Source organism: Rhizobium sp. CB2179 (genome assembly GCF_057653455.1).
Map to the genome: position 1 here is coordinate 2,567,180 of NZ_CM172781.1, position 19,302 is coordinate 2,586,481.

General features: G+C 59.5%; 20 protein-coding genes and 1 pseudogene. 12 read left to right on the forward strand and 9 right to left on the reverse strand.

The window, feature by feature from the left end; genetic code table 11:
* The first annotated feature begins 189 nt into the window (after window positions 1-189).
* Window positions 190-1,209, forward strand: a complete 1,020-nt coding sequence (gene ftsZ / locus AC244Q_RS12895; RefSeq protein ID WP_113548104.1) for a cell division protein FtsZ — start codon at window positions 190-192, stop codon at window positions 1,207-1,209.
* 106 nt (window positions 1,210-1,315) lie between these two features.
* Here the strand turns inward: ftsZ and AC244Q_RS12900 are convergent, their stop codons facing one another.
* Window positions 1,316-1,594 (reverse strand): hypothetical protein, encoded by a 279-nt coding sequence (locus AC244Q_RS12900; RefSeq protein WP_113548073.1) that lies wholly within the window; start codon window positions 1,592-1,594, stop codon window positions 1,316-1,318.
* 211 nt (window positions 1,595-1,805) lie between these two features.
* On the opposite strand from AC244Q_RS12900, the pseudogene AC244Q_RS12905 reads away from it, so the two are divergent.
* A pseudogene (locus AC244Q_RS12905) lies at window positions 1,806-1,940 on the forward strand (cell division protein FtsZ); the annotation flags it as partial.
* 107 nt (window positions 1,941-2,047) lie between these two features.
* Here the strand turns inward: AC244Q_RS12905 and AC244Q_RS12910 are convergent.
* Window positions 2,048-3,589 (reverse strand): Ig-like domain-containing protein, encoded by a 1,542-nt coding sequence (locus tag AC244Q_RS12910; RefSeq protein ID WP_113548072.1) that lies wholly within the window; start codon window positions 3,587-3,589, stop codon window positions 2,048-2,050.
* A gap of 239 nt (window positions 3,590-3,828) precedes the next feature.
* The gene (locus tag AC244Q_RS12915) at window positions 3,829-4,653 is read right to left on the reverse strand and encodes a helix-turn-helix transcriptional regulator (protein ID WP_113548071.1); all 825 of its coding nucleotides are present in this window, start codon (window positions 4,651-4,653) and stop codon (window positions 3,829-3,831) included.
* 91 nt (window positions 4,654-4,744) lie between these two features.
* On the opposite strand from AC244Q_RS12915, the gene AC244Q_RS12920 reads away from it, so the two are divergent.
* The 3 genes from AC244Q_RS12920 (at window position 4,745) to AC244Q_RS12930 (ending at window position 7,169) form a co-directional block, all read left to right on the forward strand.
* Entirely contained in the window at window positions 4,745-5,629 is an 885-nt protein-coding gene (locus AC244Q_RS12920) for an SDR family oxidoreductase (RefSeq protein ID WP_113548070.1), read from the forward strand.
* 257 nt (window positions 5,630-5,886) lie between these two features.
* Window positions 5,887-6,060: a hypothetical protein gene (locus AC244Q_RS12925; RefSeq protein WP_164902374.1), complete on the forward strand. Its 174-nt coding sequence runs from the start codon at window positions 5,887-5,889 to the stop codon at window positions 6,058-6,060.
* A 176-nt stretch (window positions 6,061-6,236) separates the two neighbouring features.
* A complete protein-coding gene (locus AC244Q_RS12930; RefSeq protein ID WP_113548069.1) occupies window positions 6,237-7,169 on the forward strand; it encodes a hypothetical protein in 933 nt (310 codons plus the stop codon).
* A gap of 73 nt (window positions 7,170-7,242) precedes the next feature.
* On the opposite strand, the gene AC244Q_RS12935 is transcribed toward AC244Q_RS12930, so the two are convergent.
* From AC244Q_RS12935 to AC244Q_RS12955, 5 genes are all read right to left on the reverse strand, one after another.
* The gene (locus AC244Q_RS12935; protein WP_012758081.1) at window positions 7,243-7,686 is read right to left on the reverse strand and encodes an SRPBCC family protein; all 444 of its coding nucleotides are present in this window, start codon (window positions 7,684-7,686) and stop codon (window positions 7,243-7,245) included.
* A 219-nt stretch (window positions 7,687-7,905) separates the two neighbouring features.
* On the reverse strand, window positions 7,906-8,319 hold the full coding sequence (locus tag AC244Q_RS12940) for a GFA family protein (protein ID WP_113548068.1): 414 nt from the start codon (window positions 8,317-8,319) through the stop codon (window positions 7,906-7,908).
* Between the two features lie 159 nt (window positions 8,320-8,478).
* Window positions 8,479-9,171: a type 1 glutamine amidotransferase domain-containing protein gene (locus AC244Q_RS12945; protein ID WP_113548067.1), complete on the reverse strand. Its 693-nt coding sequence runs from the start codon at window positions 9,169-9,171 to the stop codon at window positions 8,479-8,481.
* Between the two features lie 224 nt (window positions 9,172-9,395).
* Window positions 9,396-9,695 carry a DUF6958 family protein gene (locus AC244Q_RS12950; RefSeq protein WP_113548066.1) on the reverse strand — a complete coding sequence of 100 codons (300 nt, stop codon included), beginning with the start codon at window positions 9,693-9,695 and terminating at the stop codon, window positions 9,396-9,398.
* Complete coding sequence (locus AC244Q_RS12955; RefSeq protein WP_113548065.1) at window positions 9,688-10,227, reverse strand: GFA family protein; 540 nt, start codon at window positions 10,225-10,227, stop codon at window positions 9,688-9,690. The genes AC244Q_RS12950 and AC244Q_RS12955 overlap by 8 nt, the downstream gene beginning before the upstream one ends.
* A gap of 123 nt (window positions 10,228-10,350) precedes the next feature.
* Between AC244Q_RS12955 and AC244Q_RS12960 the strand changes: the two genes are divergently transcribed.
* Together AC244Q_RS12960 and AC244Q_RS12965 are read left to right on the forward strand one after the other, a co-directional pair.
* Window positions 10,351-11,019, forward strand: a complete 669-nt coding sequence (locus AC244Q_RS12960) for a TetR/AcrR family transcriptional regulator (RefSeq protein WP_113548064.1) — start codon at window positions 10,351-10,353, stop codon at window positions 11,017-11,019.
* A 227-nt stretch (window positions 11,020-11,246) separates the two neighbouring features.
* Window positions 11,247-11,744: a DUF4168 domain-containing protein gene (locus AC244Q_RS12965; protein WP_041935548.1), complete on the forward strand. Its 498-nt coding sequence runs from the start codon at window positions 11,247-11,249 to the stop codon at window positions 11,742-11,744.
* Between the two features lie 174 nt (window positions 11,745-11,918).
* Here the strand turns inward: AC244Q_RS12965 and AC244Q_RS12970 are convergent, their stop codons facing one another.
* On the reverse strand, window positions 11,919-12,305 hold the full coding sequence (locus tag AC244Q_RS12970) for an ectoine synthase (RefSeq protein WP_003541014.1): 387 nt from the start codon (window positions 12,303-12,305) through the stop codon (window positions 11,919-11,921).
* Between the two features lie 130 nt (window positions 12,306-12,435).
* Here AC244Q_RS12970 and AC244Q_RS12975 point away from each other — a divergent pair, with 130 nt between their 5' ends.
* From AC244Q_RS12975 to AC244Q_RS12995, 5 genes are all read left to right on the forward strand, one after another.
* The gene (locus AC244Q_RS12975; protein WP_113548063.1) at window positions 12,436-13,314 is read left to right on the forward strand and encodes a LysR substrate-binding domain-containing protein; all 879 of its coding nucleotides are present in this window, start codon (window positions 12,436-12,438) and stop codon (window positions 13,312-13,314) included.
* A 222-nt stretch (window positions 13,315-13,536) separates the two neighbouring features.
* Window positions 13,537-15,192 (forward strand): putative bifunctional diguanylate cyclase/phosphodiesterase, encoded by a 1,656-nt coding sequence (locus AC244Q_RS12980; protein ID WP_012758088.1) that lies wholly within the window; start codon window positions 13,537-13,539, stop codon window positions 15,190-15,192.
* Between the two features lie 74 nt (window positions 15,193-15,266).
* Entirely contained in the window at window positions 15,267-15,776 is a 510-nt protein-coding gene (locus AC244Q_RS12985) for a hypothetical protein (RefSeq protein WP_113548062.1), read from the forward strand.
* Window positions 15,773-16,945 (forward strand): class I SAM-dependent methyltransferase, encoded by a 1,173-nt coding sequence (locus AC244Q_RS12990; RefSeq protein ID WP_113548061.1) that lies wholly within the window; start codon window positions 15,773-15,775, stop codon window positions 16,943-16,945. Before AC244Q_RS12985 ends, AC244Q_RS12990 begins: the two co-directional genes overlap by 4 nt.
* The gene (locus AC244Q_RS12995; RefSeq protein WP_113548060.1) at window positions 16,942-19,302 is read left to right on the forward strand and encodes a SpoIIE family protein phosphatase; all 2,361 of its coding nucleotides are present in this window, start codon (window positions 16,942-16,944) and stop codon (window positions 19,300-19,302) included. The genes AC244Q_RS12990 and AC244Q_RS12995 overlap by 4 nt, the downstream gene beginning before the upstream one ends.

The window sequence follows — 19,302 nt, forward strand, 5'->3', positions numbered from 1 at the left end:
GCATAAATGTCAGCTCCCGGCATGATCCTCCCTCCCTCAAAGCCGCAACCAAGCTCCCTTCCCGGTCATCTCCGCTCTCGCCGAGACGTCTTTCGCCTCGCCTCTGCCTTGTTGCTCGCGTATCGTGGACGCACGATTCGCCGTCCGCAAACGAGGGTGGGCATGAACGAAGCATCAAAGGAGAGCGCGATGACGGACGCCAAGAGCGGCATTTCGGGACTACGGCCGCATATTACAGTCATTGGCGTCGGCGGCGGTGGTGGCAATGCGATCAACAATATGATCGCGGAAAAGCTGGCGGGCGTCGAATTCGTCGCTGCGAACACGGATGCTCAGGTGCTGGCCACCTCCAAGGCGACGCGCCGCATCCAGCTTGGCGCGAATGTGACGGAGGGTCTCGGCGCCGGTTCGTTGCCGGAGGTCGGCCATGCGGCTGCCGAAGAGTCGCTCGATGAGATCATGGATCACCTGGCCGGCTCGCACATGTGCTTCGTCACCGCCGGCATGGGCGGCGGCACAGGCACGGGTGCTGCACCTGTCATCGCCCGCGCTGCGCGTGCCGCCGGCATCCTGACGGTCGGCGTCGTCACCAAGCCCTTTACCTTCGAAGGCAACCGCCGCATGCGGATGGCGGAAATCGGCATCGAGGCGCTTCGCCAGGCCGCCGATACGGTCATCGTTATTCCCAATCAAAACCTCTTCCGCATTGCTGATGCAAAAACGACGTTCGCCGATGCTTTCATGACAGCCGACCGCGTGCTCTATGCGGGCGTCGGCTGCATTACCGATCTGATCGTCAAGGAAGGCCTGATCAACCTCGATTTTGCTGACGTGAAGTCGGTCATGCAAGGTATGGGCCGCGCCATGATGGGCACTGGCGAAGCCTCCGGTGAGAGCCGCGCGATGAAGGCGGCGGAAGCAGCAATTGCCAACCCGCTTCTCGACGATATCTCGATGCGGGGCGCCAGGGGCGTGCTGATCTCAATTTCCGGTGGTTCGGATATGACGCTGTTCGAAGTGGACGAGGCGGCAAGCCGCATTCGTGACGAAGTCCAGGAAGACGCCGATATCGTCGTCGGCGCGATCTTCGACCGCAGCCTCGACGGCAAGTTCCGCGTCTCGGTCGTGGCGACCGGCCTCGAAGGCAGCCCCCTGCCCGCATCCGCGCCTCACGCCGCCGAGCAGGTCCAGACGCGTACGCTGCAGTAAGCGCAGCGGCGCGATCCGAGTACGACCGGCTGCCGCGTCTTTTCAGACGCGCGGCGCCGTCGTGCGCTCCGGGAAATCGCCGCGATCACCGGTCGTTGATTCGCGATCACCTGTCGTTGATCGTGGGAAGGTGCGTTTCGACCTCTACGCGGCGCTTGTCATCCAACGGCTCAATGTGCTTCTGCCAGAAGGCCTCGGCCTCCGGCGTGTCATCATCCCAGTGGCGGATCTTGACAATATTGTCATCGATCTTGGCCAGCCGTTTGCCGCCAAGCCGCAGGTATTCGTCCGCCAGTTCTTTGGATCGGGTCGTTTGCATGTCGTGCTCCTCCATAGGCGAACCGAAAGGCCGATCGTCTTTACCGGGTTGGCCGGCAATCGGCATCCCCGTTATCGGCGCTTCCGCGCCTTCCAGTTAAACAGTACGGCGGGATCATGGTTCCAAATCATCGGCCGAGACCGGGTCTACGCGGCCGGCTGAAGGCGTCGGCCGCCATCCATGTTCCGCACGGCCCGCCGCTCTTGCTGCCAGGACAGCCGGAGACGCCTCGTACTGGCAGGAGAGCGGCCTTGTCCGGAACGGCAAGACTGCATACGTCGGGGCGATCTTCGACCGCAGCCTCGACGGCAAGTTCCGCGTCTCAGTGGTCGCGACCGGCCTGGAAGGCAGCCCGCTGCCCGCATCAGCGGCTCACACCGCCGAGCAGATCCAGACGCGCACGATGCAGTAGCGTGGCTGCAATTCGCTGATTTGTGTTTGCGAAGGCTCCGGCCGGTTAAACGCCCCGCCGTAAAGAGAACGGGCGGGGCGGCGTCGGCATTCGGCCAGCAAAGACCGTCAGACGAAGAGTATGTCCGAGATATTGTGCACCACGGAGATTTCGTCGATCCCGGTGTTGGTGATGTAGAGATTATCCGCCGCTGAATCATAGACCACGTTGGTGATCAAGTCGTCTCCCGGTATGGCGATGTTGACGTCGACCGCTGTCTTGACCCCGGTTTCAAAGTCGAAGGCCGTGCCGATATGCTCGCTGCTGGAGGAATCGCCGAAGAAGAACGTGCCGTCGACGGCAAAGCCGTAGCCGAGCCCGCCGGCCGCGAAGGTCTTGGACTCGATCGGGTTCAGCGTGTCGGGATCGATCTTGGAGACTTGCCAGGTAGCATCATCGATGCGGCCGACGACGTAAATGCCGGTCGAATCCTGCATCGTATTGACGGCCGTGTATCCACCCCAGTCGAAGGTACCCGCCCCGTTCTGGCCGATAAGGCCGGGAATCGGGTCGCCCTTCTGATCGAGCGATCCGTCGGCGGCATCCCACTTTGCGAGATAGGTCTGATCGGGGAAAGGGTCCTCCTCGCCTCTCGCCTCGTTGGTTCTTCCGATGATCTCGCCGCCGCGGACCGAAAAATAGGTTCCGCCGATGTCATATTCGCCCTTGTCATAGTCGCCGAGAGAGATGGCGCCGCTGGCGTTGTCGGCTTCAAATGCGGCTGCGTTGTCGTAAATGCTCACCATTGAATCATCTGGGAAACCATGGCCGGAACTGACGTAATACTTGCCGGTTAGCGGATCGATCGCGACCCCCTGGAGTTCGTAATGGTCCAGGAAGGGGCGCACCACATCCGCCTGGGCCTCGACATGATTGGTGTTCAACGACTTCTCGTCCGTCACGCCGTCGACGGTCAAGGTGATCACGCCGGCATCCGCGTGACCGGCGCCGTCGGAGACCTTGTAATATTGGAGTTTCTCCGTGATATGCTCGCCGTCGTTGAGGCCCGCCTTTACGGCCGGATCGAGATCGTAGGTGAAGCTTCCATCTCCTGCAAAATGGAAGGTGCCGAATTCACCCGCCACGTCGGTCGTCTGCCCTTGCCCCTGACCGGCAGGAATGCTCGTGCCCTCGACCGAACGCAGGAAAAGCGTGCCCGCCTCTCCAGCGTGATCATTGGCAAGCACGTTGCCGGCCATCTCGCTTCCTTCGCGGAAGGAAAAGGCGTCGTCGACCGCGACCGGCGGGCTCGTCACCCCGTGAATGTCGAGCGTGAAATGGCCGACATCGGTATTGCCGGAGCCGTCGGAAATCTTGTAGCCGATCGTCTCCGTCAGCGTCATTCCGTCAACTAAGCCCGCCTTGGCCGCCTCGTTCAGCGTATAGGTGTAAGAGCCGTCGGCCTTGACGTGGAACGTGCCGTATTCACCCTCGATATCGGTGATCGCTCCATCCTTCTTGGCAAGCACCCGCTCGCCGTCGAAGAAGTTGAGAAACATGTTGCCGGAGCCACCGGCGAGATCATTATCCAGCAGGTTGCCTGAGATCACGTCATTCTCGGAAGCGCTCCTGACATCATCGACCGCCACAGGTTTTGCAAGCACTGTCATGGATATCTCCTTCAAGATCCATTCGCCTTGGTCTATCGGGAGGAAAGCAGCTAAGACCGGGACGGTCAACAAATTTTCTAGCAGGAGTAGTATTTTAGCTTTTCACAGCTCTGCCATGCTTAGAGGCTTCGCCTCAGGCGGATGCCGCCGACGCAGACAGCACCATCAAAGCCGACGCGGCGACCAAGACCGCAGCGAGGCGATGACCGCTTATCATCGATCGACCAATTGCCCTCGCCTCAGCCCACCAGCTCCCTGATCTTCGCCGCATCCTCCGCCGTCGCCGGGTTGTACACCACCATGCTGAGATCCGGCCGGCCATCCACCTGGAAGGCGGAATATTCGAAAGCGAGTGGGCCGAGGATGGGGTGTTTGATGTGCTTGGCGCCCTCGCCGTGGCTGCGCACGTCATTGTCGCGCCACATCGCCAGGAATTCAGGGCTCTTGCGGCAGAGTTCGTCGACGAGGGGCTCGACTTCGGCCGCGGCACCCGCGCGGGCCGCATCCACGCGGAAAGCGGCGACGACAAAGCGGGCGACACTTTCCCAGTCGTACTGGGCGCCGCGTACGCGCGGATCGAGGAAGATGAAGCGCAGTACGTTGCGCTCTTCCGGCGGCAGCGCGCCGTAATCGGTTAGAAGCACAGTCGCCGCCCTGTTCCAGGCAATCACGTCCCAGATGGCGTTGCGGATCAGCGCCGGGCTCGGGTCGAGCGCATCGAGCACGCCCTGCAATCTCGGCGTCACGCCCTCTTGCCTGTGGTAGCGCACCTCGGGCGGCCGACCGAGGCCGATGAGGAAGAGATGCTCGCGCTCGACATCCGTCAGCATCAGCGCGCGAGAGATCCGGTCGAGCACGTCGGCAGACGGCGCACCGCCGCGCCCCTGCTCCAGCCAGGTGTACCAGGTCGGGCTGATATTGGCGCGGCTCGCCACCTCCTCGCGCCGCAGACCCGGCGTGCGCCGCCGCTCCCCCGCAAAACCGAGGGCCGCGGGATCGAGCCTGACGCGGCGCCCCTTCAGATAGGCGCCGAGCCGATTGTCCGAGGTGACGAATTCACCCATCCTGTTAGCCTTTATACCATGATAATATCACTACTTTACCATGATAGAGGCAGAGCCGATATGTGTCTTCGGCAAAAACTGGAGATATCACATGCGCGTATTCGTCACTGGAGCCACCGGCTGGGTCGGCTCGGCCGTCGTCAATGAATTGATCGCCGCCGGCCATCAAGTGCTCGGCCTCACCCGCTCGGACAAGGGAGCGGATCAATTGGCGGCAGCCGGTGCTGCGATCCATCGCGGCACGCTCGATGATCTCGAAAGTCTGAAGAGCGGTGCGGCTGAGGCGGACGCCGTGATCCACACGGCTTTCAACCACGATTTCTCGAAATTCGCCGAAAACTGCGCCGCCGACCGGCGCGCCATCGAGGCGCTCGGCGAAGCCCTTCAAGGCTCCGATCGTCCGCTGCTGGTCACAGCCGGCCTCGGCTTTGCCCCCGGCCGCATTGGCACCGAGAAGGATCCGCCCATGCCGACGTCGGAGACCTACCCTCGCGCCTCCGAAATCACCGCGGTATCGCTTGTCGCCCGCGGCGTGCGCGCCTCCACCGTCCGGCTGCCGCCCTCGGTGCATGGCCATGGGGACCACGGCTTCGTGCCGACCCTGATCGATTTGGCCCGGCGCACGGGTGTCTCGGCCTATATCGGCGAAGGGCAAAACCGCTGGCCGGCCGTGCACCGGCTCGATGCCGCCCGCGTCTATCGCCTGGCGCTGGAGCGCGGCGCCATCGGCGGCCCGTTCCTGGCCGTCGCGGAAGAGGGAGTTGCCTTCAGGCAGATCGCCGAGGTCATCGGCCGGCGGCTCGATGTGCCCGCTGTCTCGCTCTCACGGGAAGAAGCGGCCGAGCATTTCGGCTGGTTCGCCATGTTCGCCGGCATCGATGTGCCCACGTCGAGCGAGCACACTCGCACGCTTCTTGGTTGGCAGCCGCAGGAACCCGGCCTGCTCGCCGATATCGACCACCCGGCCTATTTTTAAGAGAGCCCTATCCTTGCTGGGGCGCCCAGGGCCTCGAAGGACGAGCCGGGTGCGCCGACACTCCAAGGAATGCAAGGAGCAGCGTTGGAGCGCGTCCTTCGAGGCTCCGCCCTGTGGGCTGCGCGCCTCAGGATGAGGGCCGTAGCGGATGCCGCTTTCAATACCGAGCGTTGGAGGATGCCCGGCCGCCAGAAAATATGGAACAGTGTCGTCCGCCATCGGTTGACCATTGGTCCACCTCAAACATGGAGCCGAAAATGAGCAAGACCAACGTTCGTGAACTTCAGAAACGCGCCGAACAGCAGGTCAAGAACACCAGCGCCGGCGGCCATCTCGACGGCACATATTTCGGGCAGCAACCGGACGGAAAAACCGCCTCGTCGACCAGCAACGACAGCGCCAAGGCGCGGCCGAACGACGGAACCAAATAAGCGCCGCAGGCCTCACCTCACCGAAGTAAAGAATTCTCCTGCGCCCAGGGATCTGGGCGCCTCCCCTGCTCACGCCATCGACCTCGCTATTGATCGGCGACGCCTCAGCGCTAGCTTCTGCTCGCGGCCGACCGGGCGCGGGGGATACAATCTTTGGGCGAAGGTGGAGGGGCGACGTGGCATCCTATTCGATTGACGATGCCATCCGGGAACTTGCGCCAGCTCTCGGCAAAGCGCCGGCGGGCGCGGTCAGCGGCGAATGGACAGCCACCACGATGCAGGCGGGGCATTCCTCCCGGACGGGCGGCTACCGCGATGCCGAGGGAAATTATGTCCCGGAGGCCTCCAGGCATCCGCTCGATATCATCTCGGATGTCATCGAAAAGCTGGGGGAATCAGGGGTGCCCCGCTTTAACAAGGTAGTAATCCAGTGGAAGAAGCCGAAGTTTCCCTTCATGCGGGGAGAGATCACGCTCGAAACGAGCTATGACCGGACGATCGTGCCGCGAGGGCCTGACGACCCGATCTACGAAACCACCGCCGCTGTCCGGCGCGCCTTCTGGCAGAGCCGCGGTACAGTGCAGGAGGACTTTGCCGCTGAGCGCGGAACGGCCAACATTCACGCCCAGACAAAATGGTTCGGCCCGCATCGCCGCATCCTCGCCATCCATGCGCCGGGAAGGCTGACACTTGCTACCGACGGGCTGTCGACCCCCTGGGCCGGCATATCCGAGCCGGAGAACGGCGTCGAATGCGAGCTTTTCATGGAATTCGACGCCGCGACGTTGGAGGCGGCCGGGATCGAAAACTGGGCGAACCTGTTGATCAACATCGGCGACCTCGTGGCAGACGGTTATCGCGTCGCCCGTGACGTCGAGAAGCACGGCTGCATTCTGTTCTGCCGGCTGACCGAGGATTACCGCCCCATGACCCGCATCATGCTCAGCCGCGACCCCGGGCGCATCGTCGGCCTGCCTTTCGGCCCCGTACCGCTGATCCGTGCAACGCCGATCGCCGAAACCGAAATCGACGGGCAGGACCTTTCCGCCGACTGGGGCGCTGCGGCCGCCCGCAACGCCCTGGCCAAACGCGGCATGAGGATTGATTGATGTCGCCAATGTCGGGCACCAATGCCGCGCGCCAAATGCCCAGCGCTTGTCGCCCGGCCGGCGCAATCTTGTGCTATTCCTGGATGTCTGGTTCGACGACCTTGGCGAGGTTTCGCAGCGACTCCTGCCAGCCGAGATAACAAGCCTCGGGCGGAATGACATCAGGCACGCCGGCCTGCACGATATCCACCTCGGTGCCGACCGAAACCTTCTTTAGCGTCACGGTGACTTCCATCTCACCAGGCAGATTGGGGTCGTCAAACCTGTCGGTGTAGCGCAGGCGTTCGCCCGGGACGAGCTCGAGATATTCGCCGCCGAAGGCGTGGCTATTGCCCGTCGTGAAGTTGCGGAATGACATTCTGAACGTGCCGCCGACAACCGGCTCCGAATGGTGCACGGTGCAGAGGAAGCCGTTCGGCGGAAGCCACTTGGCAAGCGCGTCCGCCTCCAGGAACGCGCGATAGACTTTCTCCGGGCTGGTCGCCAGAACGCGGTGCAGGCGTATGGTACTCGGCATGGTCGTGATCCTTTTTGGATTTACGGAATGGACGAACCTAGGACGGGCGCGGCTTGGCCAATCCGACACCGGATCGAATTTTTCTTCAAGAAAAATTGCTCCAGAGCATGTCGCGCAAAAGTGCCCAGTGGTTTTGCGATAACGATATGTGCGGAAACAAAGACCTAAAGCGCAAGCAGCGAATCTGAAAGATTGCGACGCGCTTTAGGGTATCGCCGCTCAGCCAGGCATACCATCGAACTGCGGAAGATCGAGCGGCCTTGCCCAGGCGAGCCGCCGCCGGGTGAACATTTCGACCCCCGGCTTGATCAGTTCGGGCCGGTCGAGGCTGCCCAGCGTCACGAAGACGAGGCCGGGGAAGCTCTCCAGGTTGCTGCTGAACAATCGGGCGCCGCAATCGGGGCAAAAGTTGCGGTCGAGCTCTTTGCCTGAATCGGCGATGTAATGAAACGCCTTCGGGCTGCCGCTGATCACGGTGAAATCCTCCTGCGGCACGGCGAAGAACGTGGCGGCCTCGCCGCCCGTCGCCCTCTTGCAGTCCAGACAATGGCAGTTGGCGACAAAGTTCGGGTCATTGTCGAAGGCAAATCTCACCACGCCGCAGGCGCATTGCCCCGTATATTTCCTGGTCATCTCCCGTGCCTCCCATCCTGTGTTCGAACGTTTGCGATTGGCTCTGCCTCCCGTCGTGCGCAGACGTCGTCGAGACGCGCCTGCGACCGGGGTTGGCACAAGCCGAATGAGGAAATCTCGACCTCCCTGGGCAGCAATCGTTTCCAAGGGCTGAAGCGCTTAAGCCGCGGCCTGCTTTCTCAAGGCATCAAGCAACGTCCGGGCGCCCTGTTTTGACGAGGCCGGGTTTTGGCCGGTGATCAGCAGGCCATCCTGGACGACATGCACACCCCAATTCGCCGTCTTCGAAAACTTTGCGCCCTGCTCTTTCAGTACGTCCTCGAGCAGGTAGGGAACGACCTCGACCAGGTGCATGGCTTCTTCTTCGGAATCGGTGAATCCCGTGACGGCCCGGCCCTTGGCGATAGGCTTTCCATCCGGCGCTTTCACATTCGTCAGGATACCGGGAGCGTGGCAAACGAGCGCCACGGGTTTTCCCGCCGAAATCACGTCCTCGATGAGCGACAGCGCATTGCGGTCGTTCGTCAAGTCCCAAAGCGGACCGTGCCCGCCGGGGAAGAACACGCTGTCATAGTCCGCCTGGTTGATGTCGGACAGCTTCAGCGTGTTGGCGAGCGCCCCCATTGCGGCCGCGTCTCGTTCGAACCGTCTCGTGTCTTCCGTCTGGAAGGCCGGCTCATTGCTCTTCGGATCGAGCGGAGGCTGGCCGCCCTTCGGCGAAGCGAGTGTGATATCGACCCCGGCGTCGCGGAAAACGAAATAAGGAGCAGCAAGCTCCTCGAGCCAGAATCCCGTCTTCCTGCCGGTGTTTCCCAACTGATCATGCGATGTGAGAACCATGAGAATTTTCATTGCTCAGTTCCTTCAAGCCGGCCGGCGGACAACGCCGTCGGCACCCGGATTTACGGTGAAATACTGCCTGCAATCTCATGCTGAAACGGGAGAGGACATAGAGCGGCTGCGCTGCGAAACAAGCTCTCCCGCGCGGCGTTTGCTAGAATTGCTTTAGCCGAAGCCTAACCAGACAACGGAGGTCGCCCGCGACATCCGTTCGCTGGGCTGAGCCGACAGGTGTATCAAAGGCATTTGAAAAGCCTGACCGGCTTTCCCGGCCCACGCCGGATGATGCCCTTGGCTTCCAGATCCAACTGAACGGCCTTCAACCACCATCCGGCCTTGGAACCGCCGGGGAATTCGACTTCGGAGAGGTGCGGCAGGATGGCGATATTTGCCTCTGCCACAGTCAATCCGGGTGCCTGCGCGGGGAGTGCGGCCAGCAAAGCGTGGCGCATTGCCATGTATTTGGCCTTGTTGACCCGCTCCGTATGGTGCGGCGAGGTTATGCTTTCAATGAGGATTTTTTCGTCGTCAGGCATCGATAGCTCCTTTGACAGTGATGTCGGGGACTTTGAAGCCCATCGCAATCCACGCGGTGAGAAGTCTGCCATAGAAGCCGGCCGTCGCCAGTGCGCCGGAAGGCACGTCATCGGGCACACTCGCGCGATCGGGCACATTCTGGGTCATCGTGCGCAATTGGAGGGGTGGAAGCTCGTCCTGCTTCCAGAGATTGCCGTAGAAGCTAAGCCAGTGGCCGCCCTTGAACTCCAGAAAAATGGGCGTGTTGCAGCAGGACGCCAGGACACGTCGCGTTGAAGCATTGGGTCCGAGGCGGAACTCCTGCAGGTTTTCGGTTCCGGCCAAAAGGCTGATCCGATCCTTGCGATAAAGCACGTAACGCGTACCGCCATGGATCGTCCGGATCGCCTTCGGCAAGGGAAGCGACTCCAGCCTGCCAGCCGCGTCACTGCAGCTCTTGCAGTGGCATTCCGCGCTGATGATCGGGGCGCCGCGCACTTGGAGGTGAAAGGTTCCGCAGGCACAGGTCAGATGGGTTGTCTTGTTGTTCATGACATCGCTCGCTGTTGAGGATCGCTGGATAGCCGCAAAATCAAACTAGACCGTTTGGTTCCGTTATAAGAACTAGACGGTTCAGTTTGATCGTGTCAAGTAGGGTTGGAGCGGAGATCGAGGATGTTGATACCGGGTATGGAAGCCGACCTGGCCCATGGGCGGGCTGGCACTCGTTCGGAGCGCAAACAGGCGGCGATCGTCGGTGCCGCGGCCGAAATCTTTCTGAGCACCGGTTATGCCGGAGCCAGTATGGACGAGATCGCCAGTCGGTCCGGCGTGTCCAAGCAGACGGTCTACAAACACTTCTCCAGCAAGGAGGCACTGTTCGTCGCGGTGCTCACCCAGATGATGGGCGAGGCAGATACCGCCGTTCACACCGGCCTCCCCCAGGTGGAGAATCGCGCTCAGCTGGAAGCCTACCTCCTTGACTACGCCGTCCGCCAGCTCACCATCGTCCTGACGCCCGGGCTGATGCAATTGCGCCGGCTCGTGATTGCGGAGGCGCAACGCTTCCCGGAACTCGCCAAGCTGCTTTACGCGCGCGGGCCTGCACGGGCGCTCGAGGTCATGGGCAGCGCTTTCGAACAATTGGCCGGCAAGAAGCTGCTGCAGTTCTCCGATGCAACGGTGGCCGCGTCACAGTTCAACTGGCTGGTAATGGCCGACCCCGTCAACCGGGTCATGATGCTGGGCGATGCGGCCATCCCGACGAAGCAGCAGATTCACCGCCACGCCGAGGGGGCCGTCACCACGTTCCTGGCGGCATTTCTGCATCCAGAGAAGCGGTGAACGCCACCGAAAGTCCGGGTATCACAGCGGCAATGACTTGAATTTTCCGCACGTGCCAACAGGCCGGCGGTCACAAAGCCGCCGCTCAATCGTCAGCAAATCGCCCCGTTACCGCCGCACCGTGCCCTCTTAAAGGTTCCATCGTCGCGACCTCGCCCGGCCTTTAAGTGGCTGAGCGATCGACCGAGGCGGTCTTGCTGCCAATCAAATCATGCACTTGAAGAGGAATGAATATGATCACTCGTTACACATCTGTCGCAGCATTGAGCGCGACAGTCTTCAGTCTGCTTGCTTTCAGCCCGGCATCCGCTGTCGACATGGCCCAGGCGCAACAGCAGCCGGCACAAGCGCAGCCCCCGGCACAGGCGCAGCCGCCGATGCAGGGACAGCCCGGCGGCAACGGTCCGACGGCAGCCGTCAGCGATCAGAAAATCGAAGCCTTCGCCGTTGCCTATCTGCAGGTCGACAAGGTCAGACAGGAATATTCGGCCAAGATCGGCGCGACGAAGGACGAGACTACCAAGCAACAGCTGCAGGAGGAGGCCAAGAAGCAGATGGTCGATACCGTCCAAGCCTCTCCCGACATCTCTGTCGAGGAATATTCGTCGATCCTGACGGCCGCGCAGAGCGACCCGGCTCTGGCCAAGAAGGTTCTGGAAAAGATAGGCACGCCGCCGCCGGGCCAGGAGCAGCCGCAGCAGGGGCAGCAGCAGCCGCAGCAATAGGCAGTGTAGCGCTTAAGTCGCCATGAACAGGCTGCGGATGTCTTGCCGTTCGCGCCGGCAGCAGAGCCCGCCAATTGCCGGGCTCTGCTTTCCATCTCGGCAGTCGACGAAGAGATCGGCTAGAATAGGACGTCGTCCGAAAACCGCTTACACTTTTCGGCATCGTGCTCTGGTTCAGTATTGCGACCCGCTCTTATTGTTCAGGTCGTGCCGTTCGGTGCCTGTCAGCGGCGGGTTGAAAATGCTGACGAGAACGAGATCCTGATCCTTGCCGCCGCGCAGATAATGCCGGTCGTGCTTGTCGAGCACGTAGATATCGCCGGCGCGGATCGGAAAGACGTTGCCGTCCATATCCTCCACCTCGCCCTCGCCCTTGATGCAATAGCAGGCCTCCAGGTGATTGCGGTATTGAAGCAAAGCCTCACTATTGGCGCGAACGACGGTATGGCACACGGTAAAGCCCATGCCGTCGTCTTTGGTCAGCAGCCGGTGGCTCGTGCCGTTGCCCCAGTCGACGAAACGCTCGGTGAGCTCCACCTCTTTCAGATTTCTAACGAACATCGCCGGTTCCCGTGATAAATAATTGAAAATATGGCGATGATTCATTTTCATCGCCGGCAACATTTAGCTATTGAAATGGCTGGCATTTTCAAATGATGATTTCTGCATCATCTGTGAGGAAATTTTACAAATGCAATTGCCGCCGTTAAACGCATTGCGTGCTTTCGAAGCCACGGCTCGGTTGATGAGCCTTTCGAAAGCCGGCGACGAGCTGCACGTTACCCACGCGGCGATCAGCCATCAGATAAAGCATCTGGAAACCTGGCTCGGCAGCAAGCTGCTGCAGAAAGCGGGCCGCGGTATTACGCTGACCGCAGCCGGCGGCGAATATTACCGGGCCGTCTCCGGATCGCTGGCGGCGATCGCGCATGCGACCGGCAATATGCGGCGCGATCACGACATGCGCGCCATCACCGTCGGCTGCATTCCCTCAATCGCATCGCGCTGGCTCGTCCCCGCCCTGCCCTCCTTCCAGGAAAGCGACCCCGATCTCGACGTCAGGATCGTCTATGCCCGCGCCGAAGAACGCCTCGACGACGAGAGCCTCGACGTACTGATCACCATGGGCGAGGATCTGAGCGGCGGCAGGGAAAGCCGCCTGCTCTTCTCGCGCCGCAACCAGCCCGTCGCCAGCGGCCATTACCTTGCCAAACGCAACTGGACGATCGATGACGTCTCGCTCGCCGGCGCCGATCTGCTGCACGACGAATCCGTCGATGGCTGGAAGGAGTGGTTCCGCAAGGCCGGCCAGAAAGCGCCAGGGCCGCTTCGAGGCCCGATATTCCAGGATTTCAACATGCTGGCGACGGCCGTAATCGCCGGCCACGGTGTGGCGCTCTGCCCCGTCGAGGTGTTCCGCCGCGAGATCGAACGCGGCGATCTGCTGGTGCTTTCCGGCGTCGCGACGGCAGAAAACCACGGCTATTATGTCATATCGAACAGCTGGGCGAAAAAGCCGGTGCGCCGCTTTATCGACTGGTTCATGACGGAGTGCAGATCGGGCGCGTAGATCCCGCGTCCGCAGCCCATCGAAGGGTCGACGCCGAGACAATGGGTGCAAATGGGTCGCGGTAATAAAGGCGTGGCATAAGCCCGTCTGTGCGCGAATTGGGCAGAAGTTGGGGATTGTTAATCAGAAATGCCTAATGTAAATCTTGGCGTGCACAAGTTGTGTTGGAGCTGATTTGCTACGATATCTGGTTATGACATGCGACTAGGGAGAGCCTCGGACATGCGGAAAATTCGTGCGGCCCGCTCGGCCCTCGGACAAACGGAGGCAAAAGCTTCGAGCTCGATCGACCGGCTTTTGTTCTTTGACCGCGACTTCAATCCCGTCGAGAATTTGTTGGGCAATGAGCTGCCTGCCTCTGTCAAACCAGCAGCGTCGTTTTGGGAGCATTTTCCGGAATTGGACAAATCGGCGATCACGCTCGCCCTCCGTTCATTGGGCGACAGTGCCCAGCCTTTGCGAATATCGGGTGATCTTGGCACGCCAGCGTCGCACGGACTGACGATCTATCGGATCGGAGATCTGTTTGCCGTGGTTCGGTCCGAGGAGACTATCGACGATGAGCGCGCAACCCTTTTGCATCTGGCCACCCACGATCCGCTCACTGGACTGCCGAACCGACGCCAGTTCAGTGAGGATCTCGCTGTGTCCTTACAGGAGACGGAGGGCTCGGATGAAGCTCTATCTCTGATGCAACTCGACCTTGATGATTTCAAGCCTGTGAACGACACGCTTGGGCATCCGGCTGGCGACAAGCTTCTTCAGCTCGCTGCAAGCCGCATTCAAGCGTGCCTTTCCAGCGATGACAGAGCCTATCGACTGGCCGGCGACGAATTCACGGTCATTTCCATGGGCCCGGGACATCCCGCCAAAGGGCATCAGCTAGCAGAAGTCTTGGTTGATGCTTTCAAAAAGCCCTTCACGATAGATGGCATCGCACTGTTTGTCGGTGCCAGCATCGGCATATCTGCTTCTCCTCCGGACGGTACAAGCCCGGAGCAGCTAATGAAGGCGTCGGACGTCGCACTCTATGCCGCGAAGAAGGAAGGACGCGGCCGCGCGAAACCGTTTGATCCCTCGATGCTTGAATTGCTGGAACAACGCGAACTGCTGCGCCGCAGCCTTCGCATGGCGTTGGTCCAACAGCAATTCTCTGTCGAGTACCAACCCATCGCCGAGGGTGGCTGCATAGTCGGCTTCGAAGCATTGCTCAGATGGCACCACCCTCTCCTTGGAAAAATCCCACCAGCGGCATTTATTCCGATGGCCGAGGCCGATGGAATGATGCCGGAAATAGGCGCATGGGTTTTGGAGCAGGCATGTCGCGAGGCGATGAAGTGGCCGCAAAACTACATCGTCGCTGTCAATCTGTCCGCGGCGGAATTCTTGACGAGCGGCCTCACTGATCGGGTATCCCAGACGCTGGACTTGATCGGGTTGCCGCCCGACCGTCTGGAGCTTGAGATAACCGAAAGCGTGCTGCTTGAGCGGACCGTCAACAATATCGACACACTGAATACGCTCAACGTGCTAGGGATACGAATCTCGCTTGATGATTTCGGGACCGAATATTCTTCGCTCAGCTATCTGAAGACATTCCCTTTCGACACGATCAAAATCGACAAATACTTTATCACCGACCTCGAAAGCGATCTGAAAAGCCAGGCAATCGTCCGCTGCATCATTAACCTCGCACATGACCTCGACATGCGGGTGACAGCCGAAGGAGTTGAAACGCCAGGTCAGGCGGAATGGTTGCGCAGTGTAGGCTGCGACAGACTTCAAGGCTATTTGATCAGCAGGCCGCTTCCGGTCCAGGCGATTGGCGAATTCATCACCCGGGCGGAAACAGCCGTAAGCCCGGCGCTACCACAGTGAACAACCGATTTTCGCCGTGCCTTTAGCTACGCATGCATCAACCTGACGCCCCAGGCAACAGAAGGGAGGGTGTATTGGAACAGGAAGCAGCTAGCTTCGATGACCATGCATTTGCGCCGATGGTATCGCTGGAACTGAACGTTGCGATGTTCAAATCCCGATGGCAGTTTTGCGACAAGATTACGGAATATCTCTCAGACATTCTCGGCCAAGGTCACAGCGATCCCGCTCGATATTCCAATTTTCTTTCCGTCGCGACGAACGAGCTCATCGAACTTGCTTTCCGTTCGACGAGCGAGTTGGGAAGGATCAGTTTCAGTCTCTACCGGAATTCCACATTCAATCGGCTGAGAATTACGTTTCCGTGCGAGGAAGCATCTAGCCCAGAGCACACGAGTGCAAGAGCAAGCGAACACCAGCCTGTCCCCCGCGCCGGCTCTGCATACGTGGTGATGAAATCCGACGGGACGGTTTTGCTTAGTGATTTGGCAGCAATATTCCGCGCCACGATCCGAATTGAGAAAGACGGCAGACAAGGGATTCAAATCATTGCGGATTTCCCCTCGACCGAGGACTTCCAATGACCCTGCTTCCCCTACCCTTCACTGTTCATTTTGATCCGACAAATCAAGAGCTGTTGCTGTCTGGCAAGATGCGCCCCGAAAGCGCCGCTGAAATCACCGACGCCCTCAGGCTGGTGCAGCAAAGTTTAGAAAAATACAGCGGGGTCGTTTACGTCAATGTCAAACGTCTGACACACATCAACATGACTGCCTTCGCGGCCCTGGCCGATATACTCGCGGCAAGTTGCCGGATCAGACCGGAACGGAAGATCGTCATCATTACGTCGAGCGTGGTGGCATGGTCGACCTCGCTATTCCAAACGCTGTCGGCATCACAACCAAGCCTATCGGTCGAAGTCTACGATTCGGCGTTTTATCCGGGCCAGAGCTTTGTCGAGGATGAGACTTTCATTCCCATTCTGCGCACCCAGACGAAAATGACATGGAGGCACGAACGCGAACTGTTGCCTCGCCACGGCCTGCGCAGCGGTCTTGTCATCGCGGATATCTGTTGCGGAATTGGTGATTTCGCCGCCCTGGTTCAACGGGAATTTAGACCGGCACGCCTTGTCGCGCTGGATCATTCCGTGCGCAGCCTCGAATATGCTCGCAGGGTCGCGGCCGACTTCGATCTGCAGGGAATCGAGTACACCTATGGCGACGCTTCCCAAATGCTACTGCGAGACAATCAATTTGACTTTGTGACCTGCCGGCATTCGCTGCAGATTTTCGACCGGCCCGAGATGCTGCTCAGGGAGCTTTACCGCATCTGCAAGCCTGGCGGCCGTGTCTACATCACCAACGAAAAAAACTCGCATTGTCTGGGCGAGCCACATGCTGAATCCATAAAATGGACTTACGAAGAAGTCGCCAAACTGTTCAAGCACTTCGACATGGATGTCGAGATGGGGCCGAAAAGCCGCCACCTCCTCGCCGACGCGGGCTTCGATAACATCAAGGTCGATTCCTTTATGGTCACGAATCTTGATGGGGATCCCCAAGACTTCGCAGACATCATCGAAGCATGGGAAAATGTCTACGCGGGTGAGATGGCCGTTCGACGGGGCGACTCATCAGATTTCATTCGCAGGTTCCGGCAAGGATTCAAAGATCATGTCTTTGCTGCTCTTCATCCCAAGGGTTATGCAGGCTGGCCGATCTGGGCAGCTTCCGGCCGAAAGCCGCTGTGATGGACCAGAGTTCGTCGAAGAGACCGGCAAGATTAGGCTCATTTCGGGCAAAGTTCATCTTGGTCGTCGGTGGAGCTGTCCTCTTTGATCTGCTGGTCAGCGGTGGACTGGCGCTTTGGAATGTTCAGAGGCTGTCGCGCGACGCCACGCTCGAAGTCGGACAGGGTCTTGAAGCAGCAAGCCAGGAATACATCCGCACATACGCCGATTCCACCGCAGCACAGGTGAGTTTGCTCCTGCGGCAGGTTCACAACGACGTCAGCACCTTGGCGGGTGTACTCCAGGCGCAGATCGACGATCCCGAGCGCAATTCCGATGTCGGCGCGGCGATCGCCCGCACGTCTCCCGGCAGCGTCAGCCTGTCCTACGATCAAAAGGCGAACTGGTCTCAGAACGCTCCGGGCTCAGTCTCAGTTGTCAGCGTCTGGAGTTACTTGCTCGGAGAAGACCACAACCCGAGACCCGACGTTCAGACCGATATCCAGACCAGCGCGGTTCTGGACCTTGTCGCACCGAGCTTGCTGCAGCACGGGGCCTCAAAGCTGCAGATGTATTACATCGGATCGAAAGAACGACCAATCTTCAGAACGGCGCCTTATACCGACCAGGCTCAGACCTTCGACCGCCTTTATCCTGGTCATAACGAGGCCAATTTCTGGGACTTCTTTTTTCCCGGACTTTATGAGTCCTGGCAGGGCTGGGCCAAGGATATGAAAACGCGACCGGTCGCGGACGATATAACCCAGACAGCGCCCTATACGGACGCCATTACCGGGAAACTGATCGTTTCTTTCTTTCAACCACTATGGACAGCCGACAGGAAGAATGTCGCCGGGACGGCTGGCGCGGACATCACACTCGACCAGCTCGCGCAGACTGTTGAAAATGTGAAAGTGGCTCAGTCCGGCTTTGGATTTCTCGCAATGTCCGACGGAAACGTTGTGGCGATCAACAGCACAGGCGAAAAAACGCTCGGTCTGCGTTCTGCGAGCGATGCGAGCGGAAGCGGAGTGACCGGACTGGAGCGCTCCCTGAAGGGAAGCTCCCAGCCTGCGATTGCAAAACTGGCCCTTGATCGCGAACTGGGCATCCAACATTTGTTGTTGCAGCAGGAGGGTAACGAGGTCCCCTATATCGTTATCGTCAAGAAACTCCCCGCGACCAATCTTTGGTCCAGCGGCCCGGTTCGGCAAGAGGCGATGTCTCTTGGAGTGGTTGTGCCTGAACGAGAAATCCAGGCCTCCCTTTATGCGGCCCAAGCCAAAATTTCGGAAGCTACCAACCGGATCGTGATCTACCAAATCCTGGCGATCCTAATGTCACTGCTTGTTGTGGCTATAGCAGTAATTGCGGCTTCGAAACGAATAACGAGCGGAATTAGTGCACTTGCAGATGCCGCCAAACGGATTCAGGCGAAGGATTATTCGGTCAGGGTGGCCATAACAAGCAAAGATGAGGTCGGCGAGGCTGGTGAAGCATTCAACCGGATGGCCGAACAGATCAGCTATCACACGGAAAATCTCGAGCAGCTTGTCGAAGAGCGAACAGCTCAAATCGAAGATGCAAAGGAAGAGATTTCGACGCTGAACGCACAGCTCCAGCGAGAAAATAGACGTCTCGGAACAGAGCTGGCCGTCGCCGAGAGGATCCAGCTCATGGTTCTTCCGCTGCACCAGGAGCTTGAGGAGTTTCAGGCCCTTGAGATCGCAGCCTATATGAGACCTGCAGAAGAAGTCGGCGGCGATTATTACGACGTATTGAAGAGCGGAAATCGGTTGAAGATTGGCATCGGCGACGTCACCGGACACGGGCTCGAAAGCGGCGTGCTGATGTTGATGGTTCAGTCCGTCGCCCGCGCCCTGCAGGAAGCAGGAAACACCGATGCCGTCAAATTTCTCACAGACCTGAACAGCGCCCTGTTCAAAAACATAGTGAGAACCAAAATCGACAAGCATCTCACTCTGGCGTTTCTTGACTATGACGGCAAAGAGATGATCCTGTCGGGACAACACGAGGAAGTTGTCGTCGTGCGGGCGAACGGCGAGGTCGAGCGCATAGACACCATGGATCTGGGTATACCGATCGGGCTGGAAGCCGATATTTCTGCCTTTATTAAAACCCGCGAAATAACCTTCGAGACGGGCGACCTCATACTCCTGCATACGGACGGCGTAACAGAAGCCGAAAACGACGCTGGAGAACTCTTTGGCATAGAACGTCTGTGCCGCGAAGCACTGCGCTTGAAGGACCAGAGCGCTGAGAAAGTCGTTGCCGGAATTATAGCGACATTAATGCTCTTCATTGGATCGCAGAAGATTTACGACGACATCACGCTTCTCGCAGTGCGACATAGGTGA

Coding starts and splice junctions, on each gene's coding strand:
- AC244Q_RS12915 (WP_113548071.1), bottom strand. CDS start 4,653: ATGGGTGAATTCGTCACCTCGGACAATCGGCTCGGCGCCTATCTGAAG.
- AC244Q_RS12965 (WP_041935548.1), top strand. CDS start 11,247: ATGAATATGATCACTCGTTACACATCTGTCGCAGCATTGAGCGCGACA.
- AC244Q_RS12950 (WP_113548066.1), bottom strand. CDS start 9,695: ATGCCTGACGACGAAAAAATCCTCATTGAAAGCATAACCTCGCCGCAC.
- AC244Q_RS12970 (WP_003541014.1), bottom strand. CDS start 12,305: ATGTTCGTTAGAAATCTGAAAGAGGTGGAGCTCACCGAGCGTTTCGTC.
- ftsZ (WP_113548104.1), top strand. CDS start 190: ATGACGGACGCCAAGAGCGGCATTTCGGGACTACGGCCGCATATTACA.
- AC244Q_RS12960 (WP_113548064.1), top strand. CDS start 10,351: ATGTTGATACCGGGTATGGAAGCCGACCTGGCCCATGGGCGGGCTGGC.
- AC244Q_RS12900 (WP_113548073.1), bottom strand. CDS start 1,594: ATGCCGATTGCCGGCCAACCCGGTAAAGACGATCGGCCTTTCGGTTCG.
- AC244Q_RS12980 (WP_012758088.1), top strand. CDS start 13,537: ATGCGGAAAATTCGTGCGGCCCGCTCGGCCCTCGGACAAACGGAGGCA.
- AC244Q_RS12955 (WP_113548065.1), bottom strand. CDS start 10,227: ATGAACAACAAGACAACCCATCTGACCTGTGCCTGCGGAACCTTTCAC.
- AC244Q_RS12910 (WP_113548072.1), bottom strand. CDS start 3,589: ATGACAGTGCTTGCAAAACCTGTGGCGGTCGATGATGTCAGGAGCGCT.
- AC244Q_RS12975 (WP_113548063.1), top strand. CDS start 12,436: ATGCAATTGCCGCCGTTAAACGCATTGCGTGCTTTCGAAGCCACGGCT.
- AC244Q_RS12990 (WP_113548061.1), top strand. CDS start 15,773: ATGACCCTGCTTCCCCTACCCTTCACTGTTCATTTTGATCCGACAAAT.
- AC244Q_RS12945 (WP_113548067.1), bottom strand. CDS start 9,171: ATGAAAATTCTCATGGTTCTCACATCGCATGATCAGTTGGGAAACACC.
- AC244Q_RS12920 (WP_113548070.1), top strand. CDS start 4,745: ATGCGCGTATTCGTCACTGGAGCCACCGGCTGGGTCGGCTCGGCCGTC.
- AC244Q_RS12925 (WP_164902374.1), top strand. CDS start 5,887: ATGAGCAAGACCAACGTTCGTGAACTTCAGAAACGCGCCGAACAGCAG.
- AC244Q_RS12940 (WP_113548068.1), bottom strand. CDS start 8,319: ATGACCAGGAAATATACGGGGCAATGCGCCTGCGGCGTGGTGAGATTT.
- AC244Q_RS12935 (WP_012758081.1), bottom strand. CDS start 7,686: ATGCCGAGTACCATACGCCTGCACCGCGTTCTGGCGACCAGCCCGGAG.